The sequence below is a fragment of the Dactylosporangium thailandense genome, from assembly GCF_059739745.1.
In genome coordinates, this window is the sequence record NZ_AP029195.1 from 12,206,560 (window position 1) to 12,224,935 (window position 18,376).

Below are 18,376 nucleotides of genomic sequence, written 5' to 3' on the forward strand. Positions count from 1 at the left end.
CTTCGCTGGCCCTGGCCCTGCGACTGCGCGGTGCCAAGAGCAAAGGGCCGCACTCGATCCCGAGTGCGGCCCTTGCGTCGTGCTGTCAGCTCTGGAACAGGCTCCGCGGGTCGGTGACCAGCACGCCGTGCTCGTTGAGGCGCTCGACCAGGCCCGACGGCGAGGCGTCGTAGACGATCGCCAGGGCGCGCAGGTCGTCGGCGCGGATGGACAGCACGCGGCCGTTGTAGTCGCCGCGCTGCTGCTGGATGGCCCGGGCGTACCGGGCGACGTAGGCGAGGTCCTCGGCGCCGGCGTCGTAAAGGCGCTCCAGGTCGAGGACGATCTTGTTGGTGGGCTCGTGGCGCACACCGCTGCCCTCGGGCAGCAGCTCGGCGACGGGCACGCGGTAGAACTCGGCCAGCTCGGCCAGGCGAGAGACGGTGACGGCACGGTCGCCACGCTCATACGACCCGACGACGACGGCCTTCCAGCGCCCGGCCGACTTCTCCTCGACACCCTGCAGAGACAGCCCCTGCTGCTGTCGGATGGAGCGCAGGCGAGCACCAAGAGACTTGGCGTACTCAGACGGCATACGGACACTCCCAGTCACTGGCCTGAGGGGTTTCCCCAGCGATCGCTACGGAGCGTGACCGTAACTGGCGCACGACGCGGGGTCAAGTGGTCGAGACCCTTCCGTTGCCCTGGTCAGGGCGGTTGTTAGGGTAGTTGACGTTCGACGTCCTTTAACGACCCGTCCGGAGAGGCGGGGAAGGAGGTCTGGTTTTGTCGTCCCCGACAACCGGCACTGAGCTGGGTAAAACCATCCTAACGGCGACGGATGTCGCCCGTGTGGTGGACCGGATTGCCCACCAGATTCTGGAAAAGACGTCCGGAGCGGCCGAAACGGTGCTGCTGGGCATACCTACTCGTGGCGTTCCGCTGGCTCGCCGTCTGGCTGCCCGGATCGCCGCGTTCGAGGGCTTTGATGTCCCGGTGGGTGTGTTGGACATCACGCTCTACCGAGACGATCTGCGGCTCCACGCGACGCGTGCTGTGGGTCACACGGAAATTCCACCCGGCGGCCTCGACGGGCGCCGCGTGATCCTCGTCGACGACGTCCTGTTCTCCGGGCGCACGGTCCGCGCCGCGCTCGACGCGCTCAAGGACCTCGGCCGGCCCCGCGCCGTCCAGCTGGCCGTGCTGGTCGACCGCGGCCATCGCGAGCTGCCCATCCGGGCCGACTACGTGGGCAAGAACATCCCGACCTCGATGGACGAGAACGTGCGGGTGCTGACGGCCGAGATCGACGGCAGCGACGCCGTCCTGATCAAGAGCAAGGGGGACCGGGCATGATCAAGCACCTGCTCAGCGCGGCCGACCTCGACGCGCCGACCGCCACCCTGGTGCTGGACACCGCCGAGGAGATGGCGAGCCTGGCCGCGCGGGAGGTCAAGAAGCTGCCCACGCTGCGCGGCCGGACCGTGGTGAACCTCTTCTACGAGGACTCCACCCGCACCCGGATCTCCTTCGAGGCCGCGGCCAAGCGCCTGTCCGCCGACGTCATCAACTTCTCCGCCAAGGGCTCCAGCGTCTCCAAGGGTGAAAGTCTCAAGGACACGGCGCTGACGCTGCAGGCGATGGGCGCCGACGCCGTGGTGGTGCGCCACCCGGCCAGCGGGGCGCCGCACCGGCTCGCCAACTGGGTCGACGGCAGCGTGGTCAACGCCGGCGACGGCACCCACGAGCACCCGACGCAGGCGCTGCTGGACGCGTACACCATGCGCAGCCGCCTCCGGCGCCTCGCCGGGCTCAACGTCGTGATCGTCGGCGACGTGCTGCACTCGCGGGTCGCGCGCTCCAACGTGCAGCTGCTGCACACGCTCGGGGCCAAGGTGACGCTCGTCGCGCCGCCGACGCTGCTGCCGGTCGGGGTCGAGGCGTGGCCCGCCCGCACCTGCTACGACCTCGACGCGGTGGTGCCCGACGCCGACGTGGTGATGATGCTGCGCGTGCAGCGGGAGCGGATGAACCAGGCGTACTTCCCCTCCGAGCGCGAGTACTCCCGCCGCTACGGCTTCGACGTGCCCCGCATGCGCCGCCTGCCCGAGCACGCGATCGTCATGCACCCGGGCCCGATGAACCGCGGCATGGAGATCGCGCCCGAGGTGGCCGACTCCGCCCGCTCCACGATCGTCGAACAGGTCGCCAACGGCGTCTCCGTGCGGATGGCCGTGCTCTACCTGCTGCTCGGAGGAAAATCGTGATCATCCCCAACACCCAGCTCGGCGAGATCACCGTCGAGGACGGCGTCATCGTCGCGATCGACCCGGCGAAGACCGGGCCCGTCATCGCGCTGCCCGGCCTCGTGGACCTGCACACCCACCTGCGCGAGCCGGGCCGGGAGGACGCCGAGACCGTCGAGTCCGGCTCCCGGGCCGCGGCCCTGGGCGGCTACACCGCCGTGTGCGCGATGGCCAACACCTCGCCGGTCGCCGACACCGCGGGCGTGGTCGAGCAGGTGTGGCGGCTCGGGCGCGAGGCCGGCCTGGTCGACGTCCAGCCGATCGGGGCCGTGACCGTGGGCCTGGCCGGCGAGCAGCTCGCCGAGCTCGGGGCGATGGCCGACTCCGCGGCGAAGGTCCGGGTCTTCTCCGACGACGGGCACTGCGTGCACGACCCGCGGCTCATGCGCCGCGCGCTGGAGTACGTGAAGGCCTTCGACGGGGTGATCGCCCAGCACGCGGAGGAGCCGCGGCTGACCATCGGCGCGCAGATGAACGAGGGCGCGGTCGCCGCGCGGCTCGGGCTCACCGGCTGGCCGGCCGTCGCCGAGGAGGCGATCATCGCCCGCGACGTGCTGCTGGCCGGGCACGTGGGCGCGCGGCTGCACATCTGCCACGTCTCCACCGCGGGCAGCGTCGAGCTGATCCGCTGGGCCAAGTCCAAGGGCTGGCGGGTCACCGCCGAGGTCGCCCCGCACCACCTGCTGCTCACCGAGGACCGCGCCACCCAGTACGACCCGGTCTTCAAGGTCAACCCGCCGCTGCGCACCGAGGCCGACGTGCTGGCCCTGCGCGAGGGCCTGCTGGACGGCACCATCGACTGCGTCGCCACCGACCACGCCCCGCACAGCGTGGAGGACAAGGAGTGCGAGTGGGCGTACGCCCGGCCCGGCATGCTCGGGCTGGAGACGGCGCTCGCGATCGTGGTGCAGACGATGGGCCCGCGCTGGGACCGCATCGCCGAGTGGATGTCGGCCGCGCCGGCCCGCATCGCCGGGCTGAGCGGGCACGGGACGCCGCTGGCCGCCGGGCAGCCCGCCAACATCGCGATCTTCGACCCGAGCGTGCGCTGGACCGTCGACCCGACGGCCCTGGCCAGCCGCTCCCGCAACACCCCCTACGCCGGAATGGAGCTGCGCGGCCGCATCGACGCGACCTACCTGCGCGGCGAGCCGACGGTGCTGAACGGAAAGGCGACACGGTGAGGCGCAGAGAGGCCCTGCTCGTCCTGGAGGACGGGCGCACCTTCCGGGGTGAGGCGTTCGGTGGCATCGGCGAGACCTTCGGCGAGGCCGTCTTCAACACCGGCATGACCGGCTACCAGGAGACGCTGACCGACCCCTCCTACCACCGCCAGGTGGTCGTGCAGACCGCGCCGCAGATCGGCAACACCGGGGTCAACGACGAGGACGACGAGTCCGACCGGATCTGGGTGGCCGGCTACGTGCTGCGCGACCCGTCCCGCAGCCACTCCAACTGGCGCGCCACCGGCAGCCTCGAGGACCGGCTGGCCGCCGAGGACGTGGTGGGCATCAGCGGCATCGACACCCGGGCGCTCACCCGGCACCTGCGCGAGCGCGGGGCCATGCGGGTCGGCGTCTCCAGCGTCGAGTCCGACCCGCAGGCGCTGCTCGAACGGGTCCGCCGCCAGCCGCAGATGCTCGGTGCCGACCTGTCCGCCGAGGTCAGCACGGCGCAGCGGTACACCGTGCAGGCCGAGGGCGAGCACCGGTTCACGGTCGCCGCGATCGACCTCGGGATCAAGCGCAACGTCCCGCGCCGGCTCGCCGCCCGCGGGGTCACCACCCACGTGCTGCCCGCCTCGGCGACGCTCGAGGACATCCGGGCGCTCGGCGCCGACGCGGTCTTCTTCTCGCCCGGCCCCGGCGACCCGGCGACCGCCGACGGCCCGGTGAGCCTGGCCAAGGCGGTGCTGGGCGCGCGCATCCCGCTCTTCGGCATCTGCTTCGGCAGCCAGATCCTCGGCCGGGCGCTCGGCTTCGGCACCTACAAGCTCGGCTACGGCCACCGCGGCATCAACCAGCCGGTGCTCGACCGCACCACCGGCAAGGTCGAGGTCACCAGCCACAACCACGGCTTCGCGGTCGACGCGCCGCTGGACGCCAGGGCCGACACCGAGTTCGGCGCCGTCGAGGTCAGCCACGTCTGCCTCAACGACAACGTGGTCGAGGGCCTGCGCTGCCTCGACACGCCGGCCTTCACCGTGCAGTACCACCCGGAGGCGGCAGCGGGGCCGCACGACGCGGATTACCTGTTCGATCGATTCGCGGAGCTGATGCAGACCAATGCCTAAGCGCACCGACCTCCGGCACGTCCTCGTCATCGGATCCGGTCCGATCGTCATCGGGCAGGCGTGCGAGTTCGACTACTCCGGCACCCAGGCCTGCCGCGTGCTGCGGGCCGAGGGCCTGCGGGTCAGCCTGGTGAACAGCAACCCGGCGACCATCATGACCGACCCCGAGTTCGCCGACGCGACCTACGTCGAGCCGATCACGCCCGAGTTCGTCGAGCAGGTGATCGCCAAGGAGCGCCCCGACGCATTGCTGGCCACCCTCGGCGGGCAGACCGCGCTCAACACCGCGGTGGCCCTGCACGAGGCGGGCGTCCTGGAGAAGTACGGCGTCGAGCTCATCGGCGCCGACATCGACGCCATCCGCCGCGGCGAGGACCGGCAGCTGTTCAAGGACATCGTCGCCCGCGCCGGCGGCGAGACGCCCCGCTCGCGGGTGTGCCACTCCATGGACGAGGTGCACGCCACCGTCGCCGACCTCGGCCTGCCGGTCGTCATCCGGCCCTCGTTCACCATGGGCGGGCTCGGCTCCGGCATGGCCCACACCCCCGAGGACCTCGAGCGGCTGGCCGGCGGCGGCCTGGCCGCCTCGCCCGTGCACGAGGTGCTCATCGAGGAGAGCGTGCTGGGCTGGAAGGAGTACGAGCTCGAGCTCATGCGCGACAAGCACGACAACGTCGTCGTCGTGTGCTCGATCGAGAACGTGGACGCGATGGGCGTGCACACCGGCGACTCGGTGACCGTCGCGCCGGCGATGACGCTCACCGACGTGGAGTACCAGAAGCTGCGCGATCTCGGCATCGCCGTGCTGCGCGAGGTCGGGGTCGACACCGGCGGCTGCAACATCCAGTTCGCGGTGAACCCGGCCAACGGGCGGCTCGTGGTCATCGAGATGAACCCGCGGGTGTCCCGCTCCAGCGCGCTGGCCTCCAAGGCGACCGGCTTCCCGATCGCGAAGATCGCGGCGAAGCTCGCCATCGGCTACACGCTCGACGAGATCCCCAACGACATCACGCTCAAGACGCCGGCCGCGTTCGAGCCGTCGCTGGACTACGTCGTGGTGAAGATCCCGCGCTTCGCCTTCGAGAAGTTCCCCGGCGCCGACGCCGAGCTCACCACCACGATGAAGTCGGTCGGCGAGGCGATGTCGCTCGGGCGGACCTTCGCCGAGGCGCTGGGCAAGGCCATGCGCTCGATGGAGACGAAGGCCGCGGGCTTCTGGACGGTGCCGGACGCCTCGCTGCTCGGGGACCTGCGCGTCCCGCACGACGGACGCCTCTACACCGCGGAGCTGGCCCTGCGCCAGGGCCACACGGTCGAGGAGGTCGCGGCCGCGTCGGGCTTCGACCCGTGGTTCGTCGACCAGCTCGCCGCGCTCGTGGAGCTGCGGGCCGAGATCATCGACGCCGCCGTGCTCGACCTGCCGCTGCTGCGCCGGGCCAAGCGCGCCGGGCTGTCGGACCGCCAGGTCGCCGCGCTGCGGCCCGAGTTCGCCGGCGAGGACGGGGTGCGCTCGCTGCGCCACCGCCTCGGGCTGCGGCCGGTCTACAAGACGGTCGACACCTGCGCCGCCGAGTTCGCCGCCGGGACGCCGTACCACTACAGCACGTACGAGGACGAGACCGAGGTCACCCCGTCCGACCGGCCGAAGGTGATCATCCTCGGCTCCGGCCCGAACCGCATCGGCCAGGGCATCGAGTTCGACTACTCGTGCGTGCACGCGGTCATGGCGCTGCGGGCCAAGGGCTTCGAGACCGTCATGGTCAACTGCAACCCGGAGACCGTCTCCACCGACTACGACACCGCCGACCGGCTGTACTTCGAGCCGCTCACCTTCGAGGACGTCCTCGAGGTCGTGCACGCCGAGGACAGCTCGGGCCGGGCCGCCGGCGGCCCCGGCGTCGTGGGCGTCATCGTGCAGCTGGGCGGGCAGACCCCGCTCGGGCTCGCCGAGCGACTGGAGCGGGCCGGGGTGCCGATCGTGGGCACGTCGCCCACGGCGATCGACCTCGCCGAGGACCGCGGCCTCTTCGGCCAGCTGCTCACCGAGGCCGGGCTGCGCTCGCCCGCGCACGGCACCGCGACCACGTTCCCGGAGGCCAAGCGGATCGCCGACGAGATCGGCTACCCGGTGCTGGTGCGCCCGTCCTACGTGCTCGGCGGGCGGGGCATGGAGATCGTCTACGACGAGCCGACCCTGCGCGACTACATCGGCCGGGCCACCGAGATCTCGCCCGCGCACCCGGTGCTCGTCGACCGCTTCCTCGACGACGCCATCGAGATCGACGTCGACGCGCTGTGCGACGCGACCGGCGAGGTGTACCTCGGCGGCGTGATGGAGCACATCGAGGAGGCCGGCATCCACTCCGGCGACTCGTCCTGCGCGCTGCCGCCGATCACGCTCGCGGCCGTGCACCTGGCCGAGGTGCGCCGGTACACGGTCGCCATCGCGCGCGGGATCGGGGTGCAGGGGCTGCTCAACGTGCAGTACGCGCTCAAGGACGACGTGCTGTACGTCCTCGAGGCCAACCCGCGCGCCTCCCGTACGGTGCCGTTCGTGTCCAAGGCGACCGCGGTGCCGCTGGCCAAGGCGGCCGCCCGCATCGCGCTCGGGGCCACCGTCGCCGAGCTGCGCGCGGAGGGGCTGCTGCCGGCCGAGGGCGACGGCGGGTCGGTGCCCGAGCACGCGCCGGTGGCCGTGAAGGAGGCGGTGCTGCCGTTCAAGCGGTTCCGCACCGCCGACGGCAAGGGCGTGGACAACCTGCTCGGCCCCGAGATGAAGTCGACCGGCGAGGTCATGGGCATCGACCCGTCCTTCGGGCACGCCTTCGCCAAGTCGCAGGCGGCCGCGTACGGCTCGCTGCCCACCTCCGGCACCGTGCTCGTCACGGTGGCCAACCGGGACAAGCGCGGGATCGTCTTCCCGGTCAAGCGCCTCGCCGACCTCGGCTTCGCGATCGTGGCCACGGCCGGCACCGGGCAGGTGCTGCGCCGCTACGGCGTGGCGTGCGAGATCGTGCCCAAGCACTTCGAGGAGGGCGCCGGGCGCAACGCCGTCTCCCTCATCGCGGGCGGCGAGGTCGACCTGGTGATCAACACCCCGCAGGGCTCCAGCGGGCGCCAGGACGGCTACGAGATCCGCAGCGCCGCCGTGGTCGCCGACATCCCCTGCATCACGACCCTGCCGGGCGCGGCGGCCGCGGTGATGGGCGTCGAGGCGCTCATCCGCGGGGAGATGACGGTCCGCCCGCTGCAGGAGCTGCACGCGGCCCTGCGGCAGGCGCGGTGACCGGCCTCTACGAGCGCACGGTCCGCCCGGTCCTGTTCCGGCTGCACGGCGGCGACGCCGAGTCGGTGCACGAGCGGACCCTGCGCATGCTCGCACGGCTGCCCCGGGCGCGGCGGGCCCTGAGCCCGCCCGGGGCTCGCCGGACCGTGTTCGGGGTGGACTTCCCGAACCCGGTCGGGCTCGCCGCCGGCATGGACAAGGACGGCCGGGCCCTGGGTGCCTGGCCGCGGCTGGGCTTCGGCTTCGTCGAGGTCGGCACCGTCACCCGGCACGCCCAGCCGGGCAACGACCGGCCGCGGCTGTTCCGCCTGCCGCAGCACGAGGCGATCGTGAACCGGATGGGCTTCAACAACGCCGGCGCCGAGGCCCTCGCGGCCCGGCTGCGGGCGCTGGGGCCGCTCCCGGTGCCGCTGGGCATCAGTCTGGGCAAGTCGAAGGTGACCCCGCTGACCGGCGCCGTCGAGGACTACGTGCACAGTTTCCGGCAGCTGTACGGCCTGGGCTCGTACTTCGCCGTCAACGTCAGCTCGCCCAACACGCCGGGCCTGCGCGAGCTGCAGGACAAGGCGCACCTGTCGGCCCTGCTCGGCGCCCTGCGCTCGGAGGCCCAAGCGCTCGGCGGCGAGGTGCCGATCCTGGTCAAGGTCGCCCCCGACCTGACCGAGACCGCCCTGGGCGACCTGCTCGACGTCTGCCTCGGGCTGGGCGTGGCCGGGCTCATCGCGACCAACACGACCATCGAGCGCCCCGGCGTGACGACCCCGGAGACCGGCGGGCTCAGCGGGCGGCCGCTCGCCCCGCGGGCCCTCGAGGTCGTGCGGTTCGTGGCCAAGGAGTCCGGGCTGCCGGTCATCGGCGTGGGCGGCATCACACGCCCCGACGACGCCGCCCGGATGCTCGACGCGGGCGCCGCGCTCGTGCAGCTCTACACCGGCTTCATCTACCACGGCCCGGCGCTCGTGCGCGGAGCCGTCGCAGCGACGAGGAGCGCGACGTGACTGATGCTTTCGGGGCCCGTCTGCGGGCCGCCATGGACTCGCTGGGGCCGCTGTGCGTGGGCATCGACCCTCACCCCTCCCTCCTGGCCGCCTGGGGCCTCTCCGACGATGTCAAGGGCCTGGAAGCGTTCGGTCGGACGGTCGGCGAGGCCCTGGCCGGACGGGTCGCGGCGATCAAGCCCCAGTCCGCCTTTTTTGAGCGTTTCGGCTCCAGAGGCATAGCCGTGCTCGAGTCGGTTATCCGACAGTTGCGCGGCTCCGGGAGCCTCGTGATTCTCGACGTCAAGCGGGGCGACATCGGCTCGACGGCCGCCGCGTACGCCGACGCGTACCTCGATCCGGCCTCCCCGCTGTGCGCCGACGCGGTCACGGTCAGTCCCTACCTCGGCTTCGGTGCGCTTCGCCCGATCATCGACAAGGCCCGCCAAAACGGGCTCGGCGCGTTCGTCCTGGCCCTCACCTCCAATCCCGAGGGCGCGGCCGTCCAGCGGGCCGTCGCGGCCGACGGGCGCACCGTCGCGCAGACCATCATTGACGAGATTTCGCAGGTCAACGCGGGTGTGAGCCCGATGGGCGACATCGGCGTGGTGGTCGGCGCGACCGTCGGGCCGACCGGCCACAGGCTGACCGATCTCAATGGACCGATCCTCGCGCCGGGCCTCGGCGCGCAGGGCGGAAAGGCCGAGGATCTGCGCGCCGTATTCGGGAACGCGCTCGATCTCGTTCTGCCGTCGTGGTCGCGTGAGGTCCTCTCGGCGGGTCCGGATCAGGCCGCGTTGCGGGCCGCGGCGGACCGTGCGCGTGATTCCTGTGCGTCCGCAATTGCGGTCACTGCGTGATCATCGAATCTTCACAAGGCGTCGATCTTGCCTTCCGACGTTGCCGAAATGGCTTCTGACCGCTAGTTTTCCCGGCGCTAGACCATCAACACTTTTTTCAAGGGACCTGAGGAGACCTGGTGCCGCTCCCGTCACTGAGCCCGGAACAGCGCGCGGCCGCTTTGGAAAAGGCGGCTGAGATCCGTAAGGCTCGCGCTGAGCTGAAGGAGCAACTCAAGCAGGGCAAGACGACCCTTGCCGCCGTGATCGACCGTGCGGAGTCCGACGACGTCGTCGGCAAGCTCAAGGTCTCGGCCGTGCTCCAGGCGATGCCCGGCATCGGCAAGATCCGGGCAACGCAGATCATGGAGAAGCTGAAGATCGCCGAGAGCCGCCGCCTGCGCGGTCTCGGTGACCAGCAGCGCAAGGCCCTGCTCGGGGAGTTCGCCGGCGGCAAGTGAGCCCCCGGCGGTCCCCCCGGACCGGTTGCATCATCCCGACGCGCTCGGACCTCCCCGGTCCGGGCGCGTCGGCGTTCCGGCTGCTCAGTCGGGCCGGGGCTCTGGTAAGGTTGTGCGGTTCGCTCGCAAGAGCCGTCAATTCCGAAAGTGTTGAGGTTTAGATCCGTGGCCGGAACCGTGGCAGACCCGCAGGGGATCACCAACCCGCCGATCGACGAACTGCTGGAAAAGACGACGTCGAAGTACGCCCTGGTGATCTTCGCGGCGAAGCGTGCCCGCCAGGTCAATGCCTACTACAGCCAGCTGGGCGAGGGGCTGCTCGAATACGTCGGTCCCCTCGTGGAGACCACGCCGCAGGAGAAGCCGCTCTCCATCGCCCTGCGCGAGATCAACAGCGGGCTGCTGACCGCCGAGCGCATCGAAGAAGTCGTCTGAGCAAGCAATGCCTGACCAGCCCGCCGAGGGACGCCCTCGGGTCGTCCTCGGCGTGGCCGGTGGCATCGCCGCCTACAAGGCCTGCGAGCTGCTGCGGCGCCTGACCGAGTCCGGTCACCGGGTGCGGGTCGTCCCCACCGCCGCCGCCCTCACCTTCGTCGGCGAGGCCACCTGGGCCGCGCTGTCCGGGCAGCCGGTCAGCGCCGACGTCTGGACCGGCGCCCACGAGGTGCCCCACGTCCGCCTCGGCCGCGAGGCCGACCTGCTCGTCGTCGCCCCGGCCACCGCCGACATCCTCGCGAAGGCCGCGCACGGCCTCGCCGACGACCTGCTCACGAACACGCTGCTCACCGCCCGGTGCCCGGTGCTCTTCGCGCCCGCCATGCACACCGAGATGTGGGAGCACCCCGCCACCCAGGCCAACGTCGCCACCCTGCGCGCCCGCGGCGCCGTGGTGCTCGAGCCCGCCGTCGGGCGGCTCACCGGCGCCGACACCGGCAAGGGGCGGCTGCCCGAGCCGGCCGAGATCTTCGACGTCGCCGTCCGGCTGCTGCGCCGCGGGGCGGGGGAGTCCGGCGGGAGCGATCTGGCCGGGCGGCACGTCGTGGTCACCGCCGGCGGCACCCGCGAGCCGATCGACCCGGTCCGGTTCATCGGCAACCGGTCCTCCGGCAAGCAGGGCTACGCGATCGCCCGCGCCGCCGTGGCCCGCGGGGCCCGCGTCACCCTGATCGCGGCGAACGTCACACTGCCGGACCCGGCGGGGGCCGACGTGGTGCGGGTCGAGACCACCGAGCAGCTGCGGTTGGCCGCGGTCGCCGCCGCCAAGGGCGCCGACGCCGTGATCATGGCCGCCGCGCCCGCCGACTTCCGGCCCGCGCACCTGTCCGAGACCAAGATCAAGAAGGTGGACGGCGCGGCACCCGTGCTGGAGCTGGTCACCAACCCCGACATCGCCGCCGAGCTGGGCGCGGGCAAGCCCGAGGGGCAGGTGCTCGTCGCCTTCGCGGCCGAGACCGCCGACCTCGAGCGGGCCGTCGTGGCCGGGCACGAGAAACTGCTGCGCAAGCGGGCCGACCTCATCGTGGTCAACGAGGTCGGCGTGAACAAGACCTTCGGTGCGGAGCGCAACCAGGCCGTCATCCTCGGTGCCGACGGCAGCCGCGATCCGTTGCCCGAACTACCCAAAGACGAGCTGGCGGATAGGATTTTGGACCGCGTGGCCGCCTGTTTCGCCTGATCGACGGGGTGTGAGGCGCAACGGAGCGCCGTGATACCCAGCCGGGGGTCGACCGCGGCGCCAGTCCGAGGTCGTACACTCTGGCGAAACTCATCTCTCGTCCGCCGTATCTCCTGAGGAGCACCATTGGCACGCCGCCTGTTCACGTCAGAGTCGGTCACCGAAGGCCACCCGGACAAGATCGCCGATCAGATCAGTGACGGCGTTCTCGACGCGCTCCTCGCCCAGGACGCGCGCAGCCGCGTGGCGGTCGAGACGCTCATCACGACCGGCCAGGTCCACGTCGCCGGCGAGGTGACCACGACCGCCTACGCCGACATCGCGAAGATCGTCCGCGAGACGATCCTGGGCATCGGCTACGACTCGTCCAAGAAGGGCTTCGACGGCGCGTCCTGCGGCGTGAGCGTGTCCATCGGCTCGCAGTCGCCCGACATCGCGCAGGGCGTCGACTCGGCCATCGAGGTGCGCGAGGGCGCCGGCGGCGACGCTCTCGACCTGCAGGGCGCCGGCGACCAGGGCATGATGTTCGGCTTCGCGTGCAACGAGACGCCCGAGCTCATGCCGCTGCCGATCGCGCTGGCCCACCGCCTCGCCCGCCGCCTCTCCGCGGTGCGCAAGGACGGCACGATCCCCTACCTGCGCCCGGACGGCAAGACCCAGGTCACCATCGAATACGACGGCCTGCGCCCGGTGCGCCTGCACACCGTCGTGGTGTCCAGCCAGCACGCCCCGGACATCTCGCTCGACTCGCTGCTCACCCCGGACGTGCGCGAGCACGTCATCGCCCCCGAGCTCGAGGGCCTGGGCCTGGAGACCGAGGGCTACCGGCTGCTGGTCAACCCGACCGGTCGCTTCGAGATCGGCGGCCCGATGGGCGACGCCGGCCTGACCGGCCGCAAGATCATCGTTGACACCTACGGCGGCTACGCCCGCCACGGTGGCGGCGCGTTCTCCGGCAAGGACCCGTCGAAGGTGGACCGTTCGGCGGCCTACGCGACGCGCTGGGTGGCCAAGAACGTGGTGGCCGCGGGCCTGGCCGACCGCTGCGAGGTGCAGGTGGCCTACGCGATCGGCAAGGCGCACCCGGTCTCGCTGTTCGTGGAGACCTTCGGCACCGAGGTCGTGCCGGTCGAGCGCATCGAGAAGGCCATCAACGAGGTCTTCGACCTGCGCCCGGCCGCCATCATCCGCGACCTGGACCTGCTCAAGCCGGTCTACCAGCAGACCGCGGCCTACGGTCACTTCGGCCGCGAGCTGCCCGGCTTCTCGTGGGAGCAGGCCTCCCGCACGGCCGAGCTGAAGTCCGCCGCCGGCGCCTGACGCATTCTCGAAAACTTTTCCGACGTTGGCCGATCAGCCCGGATCCCGGTTTGATCGGCCTTCGTCATTTCCGTCGCCGGACGGGAATCCGTCAGAGTCTATTCATTCAGCTTCACCTCGCATTGATGCACGCTCAACCGATCCATCAGAGCCTATTGAACCGGCGTTGTTCCCCGAGTCGGAACTGAAGCCGCGCGCGGCCGCCGAGCGCATTGCCGGAAACGCCGGCGGGAAGGCGCGCGCGGCGCGCAAGGCGGCTCCGCCGAAACGCGCGGCCGACGATTCGCCGATCGCCCGCGTGTGCGTGGACAGCCCGCTGCCCCACCTCGACCGCCCCTTCGACTACCTGGTGCCGGCCGACGCCGCCGCGGACGCCCGCCCGGGCACGCGCGTGAAGGTGCGCTTCGCCGGCCAGCTCGTCGACGGGTTCGTGCTCGAACGGGCCGCGTCGAGCGAGCACGAGGGGCGGCTGTCGTACCTGGAGAAGGTCGTCTCGCCCGAGGTCGTGCTCACGCCGGCCGTCGCGCGGCTGGCTCGGGAGGTCGCCGACCGGTACGCGGGCACCCTCTCCGACGTCCTGCGCCTCGCGATCCCGCCCCGCCACGCACGGGCCGAGGCGGCCGAGCCGGCTCCCGCGCCCGAACCCTTCGCCATCCCGGCCTTCTCGCCCATCCCCGCCTTGTCGTCTTCGGCTCCCGGCCCGGGCGATTCGTCCCCGGCTCCCGGCTCGGGCGATTCGTCCCCGGCTCCCGGCTCGGGCGATTCGTCTTCGGCTCCCGGCTCGGGCGATTCGTCCTCGGCTCCCGGCTCGGGCGATTCGTCCCCCGCGGTCCGTCCGGGTGGCGGGGCTTTCGGGGCGGGCTGGGCGCGGTACACGGCCGGCGTCGCGCTGCTGCGGGCCCTCGCCGACGATCGGGCGCCCCGCGCGGTCTGGACGGCCCTGCCCGGCGAGGACTGGCCGTCCCGCCTCGCCGAGGCCGCCGCGACCAGCCTCGCCGCCGGCCGGGGCGCGCTCGTCGTGGTGGCCGACGCCCGGGACCTCGACCGCCTCGACGCCGCCCTGCTGCGGGTCCTCGGCGGCCCGGGCCACCACGTGGCGCTGTCGGCCGCGATCGGGCCGGCCGAACGGTACCGCCGCTTTCTCGCCGTCGCCCGCGGCACCGCCCGCATCGTCATCGGCACCCGCGCGGCCGCCTTCGCCCCGGTGCACGACCTCGGCCTCGTCGCCATCTGGGACGACGGGGACGACCTGCACGCCGAGCAGCGCGCGCCATACCCGCACGCCCGCCAGGTCCTGCTCGCCCGCGCCGAGCAGGAGCGGTGTGCGGCGATCGTGGGGGGCTTCGGACGTACCGCTGAAGCACAACAGCTCGTCGAGACCGGCTGGGCGATCGAGGTCGGCGCCGCCCGGGACGAGCTGCGCCGGGTCATGCCGCGCGTGCTGACCGTCGGGGAGCACGAGCGTGCCCGGGACCCTCAGGCCCAGGCCGCCCGCCTGCCCACGATCGCCTGGCGCGCCGCCCGCGAGGCCCTGGCCGGCGGCCGGCCCGTGCTCATCCAGGTGCCCCGCCGCGGGTACCTGCCGGCCGTCGCCTGCGCCGACTGCTACACCCCGGCCCGCTGCACCCACTGCTCCGGCCCGCTCGCCCTCCCGGCCGCCGACGGGATTCCCGTGTGCCGCTGGTGCGGCCGCCCCGCCGCCGGCCACGCCTGCCCCGAGTGCGGCGGCCGCCGGCTGCGCGCCGCGGTCGTGGGCGCCCGCCGTACGGCCGAGGAGCTCGCCCGGGCCTTCCCCGACACGACCGTGCGCACCTCGGGCCGCGACGAGGTCCTGACCGTCGTGCCGCACGAGTCCACCCTCGTCGTCTCCACCCCCGGCGCCGAGCCGCTGGCCGAGGGCGGCTACGGCGCCGTGCTCCTCCTCGACGCCTGGGCCTTCCTCACCCGCGCCGACCTGCGCGGCACCGAGGAGGCGCTGCGGCGCTGGTTCGCGGCGGCGGCCCTGGCCCGGCCGGGCGCGCCGGTGGTCGTGGTCGCCGACGGCGGGCTGGTGGCCGTGCAGGCGCTGCTGCGCTTCGACCCGGCCTGGCTCGCGGCCCGCGAACTCGCCGACCGGCGCGAGCTCGGCTTCCCCCCGGCGGCGCGGATCGCGGCGCTGACCGGGCCGCCGGCCGCGGTCGCCGAGCTGCTGTCGCTGGCCGAGCTGCCGCCGGGCGCGGAGGTGCTCGGGCCCGTGCCGGCCGCGGAGGGGCAGGAGCGGATGCTGGTCCGGACGGCGCGGTCGGCGGGGAAAGCGCTGGCGTTGGCGTTGAAGGCGGCGGCGGGGGCGCGCTCGGTGCGCAAGGCCGCCGACCCGGTCCGCATCCAGGTCGACCCGCTCGACTTGCTGTAAACCGCTTCCGCCCGGCCCTATCCACGCAGCCGCTCGACCCAGCTCACCCCGCCGCGGCCCACCTCAGCCCGCCACGGCCCCACCTCGGCCCCGCCGTGGCCCACCTCAGCCCCGCCACGGCCCGACTCAGCCCCGCCACGGCCCGACTCAGCCCGCCACGGCCCGCCACGGCCCGACTCGGCTCGCCACGGCCCGATTCGGCTCGCCCGGCTTGTCTCATTTGTCCCGCTTGGTTCGCCTCGCGCGGCTTCAGCTCGGCCTGCCCTGCGCGCTCGACCTGCTCGGCCCGTCCAGTGCGCTCGACCCGCTCGGCCGCGTGAGCTGCGCACTCTCTTTGGCTCCGCCCGGCCTGCTCGGACCTCCCGGCGGCGGCGCCACTAGGCCGGCGTTGATGCAGCGCGACGCGATCCACCCTTTTCCGGCATTTCGCAAACGGGGCCCGCGCCGAAAGCTGCGTTCCGGACATATCGCCGGACAGGGTATAAATCCGATAAGTCGTGGCGCGGAGCGCCCGACTTATCGCGCCAAAACCGACGAAAGCGCCTCCAGCAACGGCGGCGCCCCAGCCCGATTGTCGACCTCCACATGCGGCACCACAGGCACCCGATCCGGCGGAATAGCCGCCAGAAACTCCGCCCACCGAGCCAGCTTCTGCCCGTCCCGCTGCGACCCCCGCGCAATCAGCCGCTCCCGCAACGTCTGCGGATCGGACCGGACCCAGACCAGCGACACCGGATCGCCGCCCAGCGCCGCGGTGAACGCCCGCCAGCGGGCCGCGTCCGAGATCTGCCCGGTGAACGGCGCCGAGAGCAGGACCGGGCAGCCGTGCGAGCGGATCTCCCGCGCGGTCGCGGCGAGGCCCGCGTACTCGTGGATCTTGATGTTCGCGTCGTACCACGGGCCCTCGCGCTCGCCGCCGGGCCGGCCGGCCGCCTCCAGCGTCGCGGCCACGAAGTCGCCGTAGACGGTGTCCTTGTCCAGCAGGGCCGGCGTGGGGGAGAGCAGGCGCAGCAGCAGGGCGGCGACCGTCGACTTGCCGGCGCCCGGCGGCCCGGCGACGACCCAGGCGGCGGCGGTCATGCCACCAGGAGCTGGTTCGTGGCCAGCTCGCGGTAGAGGGGACTGGTCTCCAACAGTTCCTCGTGGCGGCCGACGGCGGCGACCCGGCCCGCCTCCAGCACCACGATCTGGTCCGCGTCGACCACGGTGGACAGGCGGTGGGCCACGACGATCATGGTGCGGTCGCGCGCGACGGTGTCGATCGCCTCGCGCAGGGCGACCTCGTTGCGCGCGTCGAGGTTCGAGGTCGGCTCGTCCAGCAGCAGGATCGGGGGCGCGGCGAGCAGGGTGCGGGCGATGGCCAGCCGCTGCCGCTCGCCGCCGGACAGCAGCACGCCGCCCTCGCCGACCTGGGCGTCCAGGCCGTGTGCGGTGCGCCCGACGATGTCGGTGAGGTTGACCGCCGCGAGGACGTCCAGCATCTGGGCCTCGGTCGCCTCCGGCATGGTCAGGCGCAGGTTCTCCCGCAGGGTGCCGGCCAGCACCGGGGCCTCCTGCTCGACGTACCCGAGGTGGGCCCGCAGCGCCTTGCGGGGCAGGTCGCGCACGTCGGCCCCGGCCACCCGGACCGCGCCGCCGGTGACGTCGTAGAAGCGCTCGACGAGCTGCAGCAGCGTCGACTTGCCGGCGCCGGAGGGGCCGACGAGGGCGGTGCGGGTGCCGAACGGCACGGCGAACGACACGTCCCGCAGCACCGGCTCCGGCGCCGCCGCGTAGCCGAACGTGACGTGCTCGAAGACGACCGCGGCCGGGCCGGCGCCCGGGCTCGCGGTGCCCGCGTCGGCCTCCAGGGGCACGGCGAGGATGTCCTCCATGCGCTGCAGCGCGCCGAGGCCGGTCTGCAGCTGGGTGTACGCGTGCATCGCCTGCCCCAGCGGCATGACCAGGAAGAACAGGTACAGCACGAACGCCACCAGGTCCCCGACGGAGATCGAGCCCGCGGCGACCCGCGCGCCCCCGACGCCGAGCAGGAGCAGGAACGAGCCCTGGATGGCCGCGATGCTCGCCGGGCCGACGAGCGCCTGGAGGCGGGCGATGCGCACGCCCGCGCGGTACGCCTCCTCGGCGCTGGACTCGACGGCCGCGATCTCCCGGTCCTCGGCGTTGCTGGCCCGGATCGTGCGGGCGGCCGAGAGCGCGCGCTCCACGGCGCTGGTCATCTCCCCGATGCGCTCCTGTGCCGCCTCCGAGGCGGGCCGCACCCGGCGGGAGAAGATCAGCGCGATCGACAGGCCCACCGCGAGCCCGAGCCCGGCGGTGAGGAACAGGATCGGGTCGAGCAGCAGCATCGCCACCGCCGCCCCGACCACCATCACCGCGCCGGTGACGGTCTCGAACAGCCCCGACGTGACCACGGCCCGCAGCAGCGTCGTGTCCGCGCCCACGCGGGAGAGCAGGTCGCCGGTGCGACGGGAGTCGTACTCGCTGATCGGCAGCCGCAGCAGGTGCCGCGTCAGCCGGCGGCGCGAGCTGAGCACGAGCCCTTCGGCCGTGCGCTGGAGCAGGAAGTCCCGGACCGCGTTGAGCGCCGCGACCGCCGCGAGCACCACCACGAGCAGGGCGACCGTGCCCCACACCGCGCGCGACGCCTGCAGCCCGTCGAGCACCTCCCGGGTGAGCAGCGGCTGGGCGAGCGTGGTGACGGAACCGAGCAGTGAGAGGACCCCGACGACGACGAGGGTGGCCCGATGATCACGGAGGTACGGCAGGAGTGACCGCAGCGAGACGCGAGGCGAGTCGGACACGAATCCAAGCTAGCCTAGACTTGGACGGCTGAATTCCGCTGAAC

At 72.7% G+C, this 18,376-nt stretch carries 15 protein-coding genes; 12 read left to right on the forward strand and 3 right to left on the reverse strand.

Annotated features, from left to right (window positions below; genetic code table 11):
* Nucleotides 1–85: 85 nt before the first annotated feature.
* The gene (bldD, locus tag AC6JBM_RS55050; RefSeq protein WP_033356835.1) at nucleotides 86–574 is read right to left on the reverse strand and encodes a transcriptional regulator BldD; all 489 of its coding nucleotides are present in this window, start codon (nucleotides 572–574) and stop codon (nucleotides 86–88) included.
* A gap of 191 nt (nucleotides 575–765) precedes the next feature.
* Between bldD and pyrR the strand changes: the two genes are divergently transcribed.
* From pyrR to AC6JBM_RS55110, 12 genes are all read left to right on the forward strand, one after another.
* A complete protein-coding gene (gene pyrR, locus AC6JBM_RS55055; protein ID WP_497981395.1) occupies nucleotides 766–1,335 on the forward strand; it encodes a bifunctional pyr operon transcriptional regulator/uracil phosphoribosyltransferase PyrR in 570 nt (189 codons plus the stop codon).
* The gene (locus AC6JBM_RS55060) at nucleotides 1,332–2,246 is read left to right on the forward strand and encodes an aspartate carbamoyltransferase catalytic subunit (RefSeq protein ID WP_350612588.1); all 915 of its coding nucleotides are present in this window, start codon (nucleotides 1,332–1,334) and stop codon (nucleotides 2,244–2,246) included. Before pyrR ends, AC6JBM_RS55060 begins: the two co-directional genes overlap by 4 nt.
* A gap of 26 nt (nucleotides 2,247–2,272) precedes the next feature.
* Nucleotides 2,273–3,469 (forward strand): dihydroorotase, encoded by a 1,197-nt coding sequence (locus AC6JBM_RS55065; protein WP_497986748.1) that lies wholly within the window; start codon nucleotides 2,273–2,275, stop codon nucleotides 3,467–3,469.
* Nucleotides 3,466–4,578: a glutamine-hydrolyzing carbamoyl-phosphate synthase small subunit gene (gene carA / locus AC6JBM_RS55070; protein WP_350612586.1), complete on the forward strand. Its 1,113-nt coding sequence runs from the start codon at nucleotides 3,466–3,468 to the stop codon at nucleotides 4,576–4,578. The genes AC6JBM_RS55065 and carA overlap by 4 nt, the downstream gene beginning before the upstream one ends.
* Complete coding sequence (gene carB / locus AC6JBM_RS55075) at nucleotides 4,571–7,864, forward strand: carbamoyl-phosphate synthase large subunit (protein ID WP_497981396.1); 3,294 nt, start codon at nucleotides 4,571–4,573, stop codon at nucleotides 7,862–7,864. The genes carA and carB overlap by 8 nt, the downstream gene beginning before the upstream one ends.
* A complete protein-coding gene (locus AC6JBM_RS55080; RefSeq protein WP_497981397.1) occupies nucleotides 7,861–8,862 on the forward strand; it encodes a quinone-dependent dihydroorotate dehydrogenase in 1,002 nt (333 codons plus the stop codon). The genes carB and AC6JBM_RS55080 overlap by 4 nt, the downstream gene beginning before the upstream one ends.
* Nucleotides 8,859–9,701, forward strand: a complete 843-nt coding sequence (gene pyrF, locus AC6JBM_RS55085) for an orotidine-5'-phosphate decarboxylase (RefSeq protein WP_350612580.1) — start codon at nucleotides 8,859–8,861, stop codon at nucleotides 9,699–9,701. Before AC6JBM_RS55080 ends, pyrF begins: the two co-directional genes overlap by 4 nt.
* A gap of 119 nt (nucleotides 9,702–9,820) precedes the next feature.
* Nucleotides 9,821–10,141, forward strand: a complete 321-nt coding sequence (gene mihF / locus AC6JBM_RS55090; protein ID WP_190253177.1) for an integration host factor, actinobacterial type — start codon at nucleotides 9,821–9,823, stop codon at nucleotides 10,139–10,141.
* Nucleotides 10,142–10,306: 165 nt separating this feature from the next.
* A complete protein-coding gene (rpoZ, locus tag AC6JBM_RS55095) occupies nucleotides 10,307–10,576 on the forward strand; it encodes a DNA-directed RNA polymerase subunit omega (protein ID WP_350612578.1) in 270 nt (89 codons plus the stop codon).
* A 7-nt stretch (nucleotides 10,577–10,583) separates the two neighbouring features.
* Nucleotides 10,584–11,816, forward strand: a complete 1,233-nt coding sequence (gene coaBC / locus AC6JBM_RS55100) for a bifunctional phosphopantothenoylcysteine decarboxylase/phosphopantothenate--cysteine ligase CoaBC (protein ID WP_497981398.1) — start codon at nucleotides 10,584–10,586, stop codon at nucleotides 11,814–11,816.
* Between the two features lie 126 nt (nucleotides 11,817–11,942).
* The gene (gene metK, locus AC6JBM_RS55105) at nucleotides 11,943–13,136 is read left to right on the forward strand and encodes a methionine adenosyltransferase (protein ID WP_350612574.1); all 1,194 of its coding nucleotides are present in this window, start codon (nucleotides 11,943–11,945) and stop codon (nucleotides 13,134–13,136) included.
* A gap of 349 nt (nucleotides 13,137–13,485) precedes the next feature.
* Nucleotides 13,486–15,528: a primosomal protein N' gene (locus AC6JBM_RS55110; protein WP_497986749.1), complete on the forward strand. Its 2,043-nt coding sequence runs from the start codon at nucleotides 13,486–13,488 to the stop codon at nucleotides 15,526–15,528.
* A gap of 516 nt (nucleotides 15,529–16,044) precedes the next feature.
* Here the strand turns inward: AC6JBM_RS55110 and AC6JBM_RS55115 are convergent.
* Together AC6JBM_RS55115 and AC6JBM_RS55120 are read right to left on the reverse strand one after the other, a co-directional pair.
* Nucleotides 16,045–16,608, reverse strand: coding sequence for a P-loop nucleotide/nucleoside kinase family protein (locus AC6JBM_RS55115; protein ID WP_497981399.1), 564 nt, complete (start codon nucleotides 16,606–16,608; stop codon nucleotides 16,045–16,047).
* Nucleotides 16,605–18,332, reverse strand: a complete 1,728-nt coding sequence (locus AC6JBM_RS55120) for an ABC transporter ATP-binding protein (RefSeq protein WP_497981400.1) — start codon at nucleotides 18,330–18,332, stop codon at nucleotides 16,605–16,607. The genes AC6JBM_RS55115 and AC6JBM_RS55120 overlap by 4 nt, the downstream gene beginning before the upstream one ends.
* Nucleotides 18,333–18,376 lie beyond the last annotated feature (44 nt).

Coding starts and splice junctions, on each gene's coding strand:
- bldD (WP_033356835.1), bottom strand. CDS start 574: ATGCCGTCTGAGTACGCCAAGTCTCTTGGTGCTCGCCTGCGCTCCATC.
- AC6JBM_RS55060 (WP_350612588.1), top strand. CDS start 1,332: ATGATCAAGCACCTGCTCAGCGCGGCCGACCTCGACGCGCCGACCGCC.
- carB (WP_497981396.1), top strand. CDS start 4,571: ATGCCTAAGCGCACCGACCTCCGGCACGTCCTCGTCATCGGATCCGGT.
- coaBC (WP_497981398.1), top strand. CDS start 10,584: ATGCCTGACCAGCCCGCCGAGGGACGCCCTCGGGTCGTCCTCGGCGTG.
- AC6JBM_RS55115 (WP_497981399.1), bottom strand. CDS start 16,608: ATGACCGCCGCCGCCTGGGTCGTCGCCGGGCCGCCGGGCGCCGGCAAG.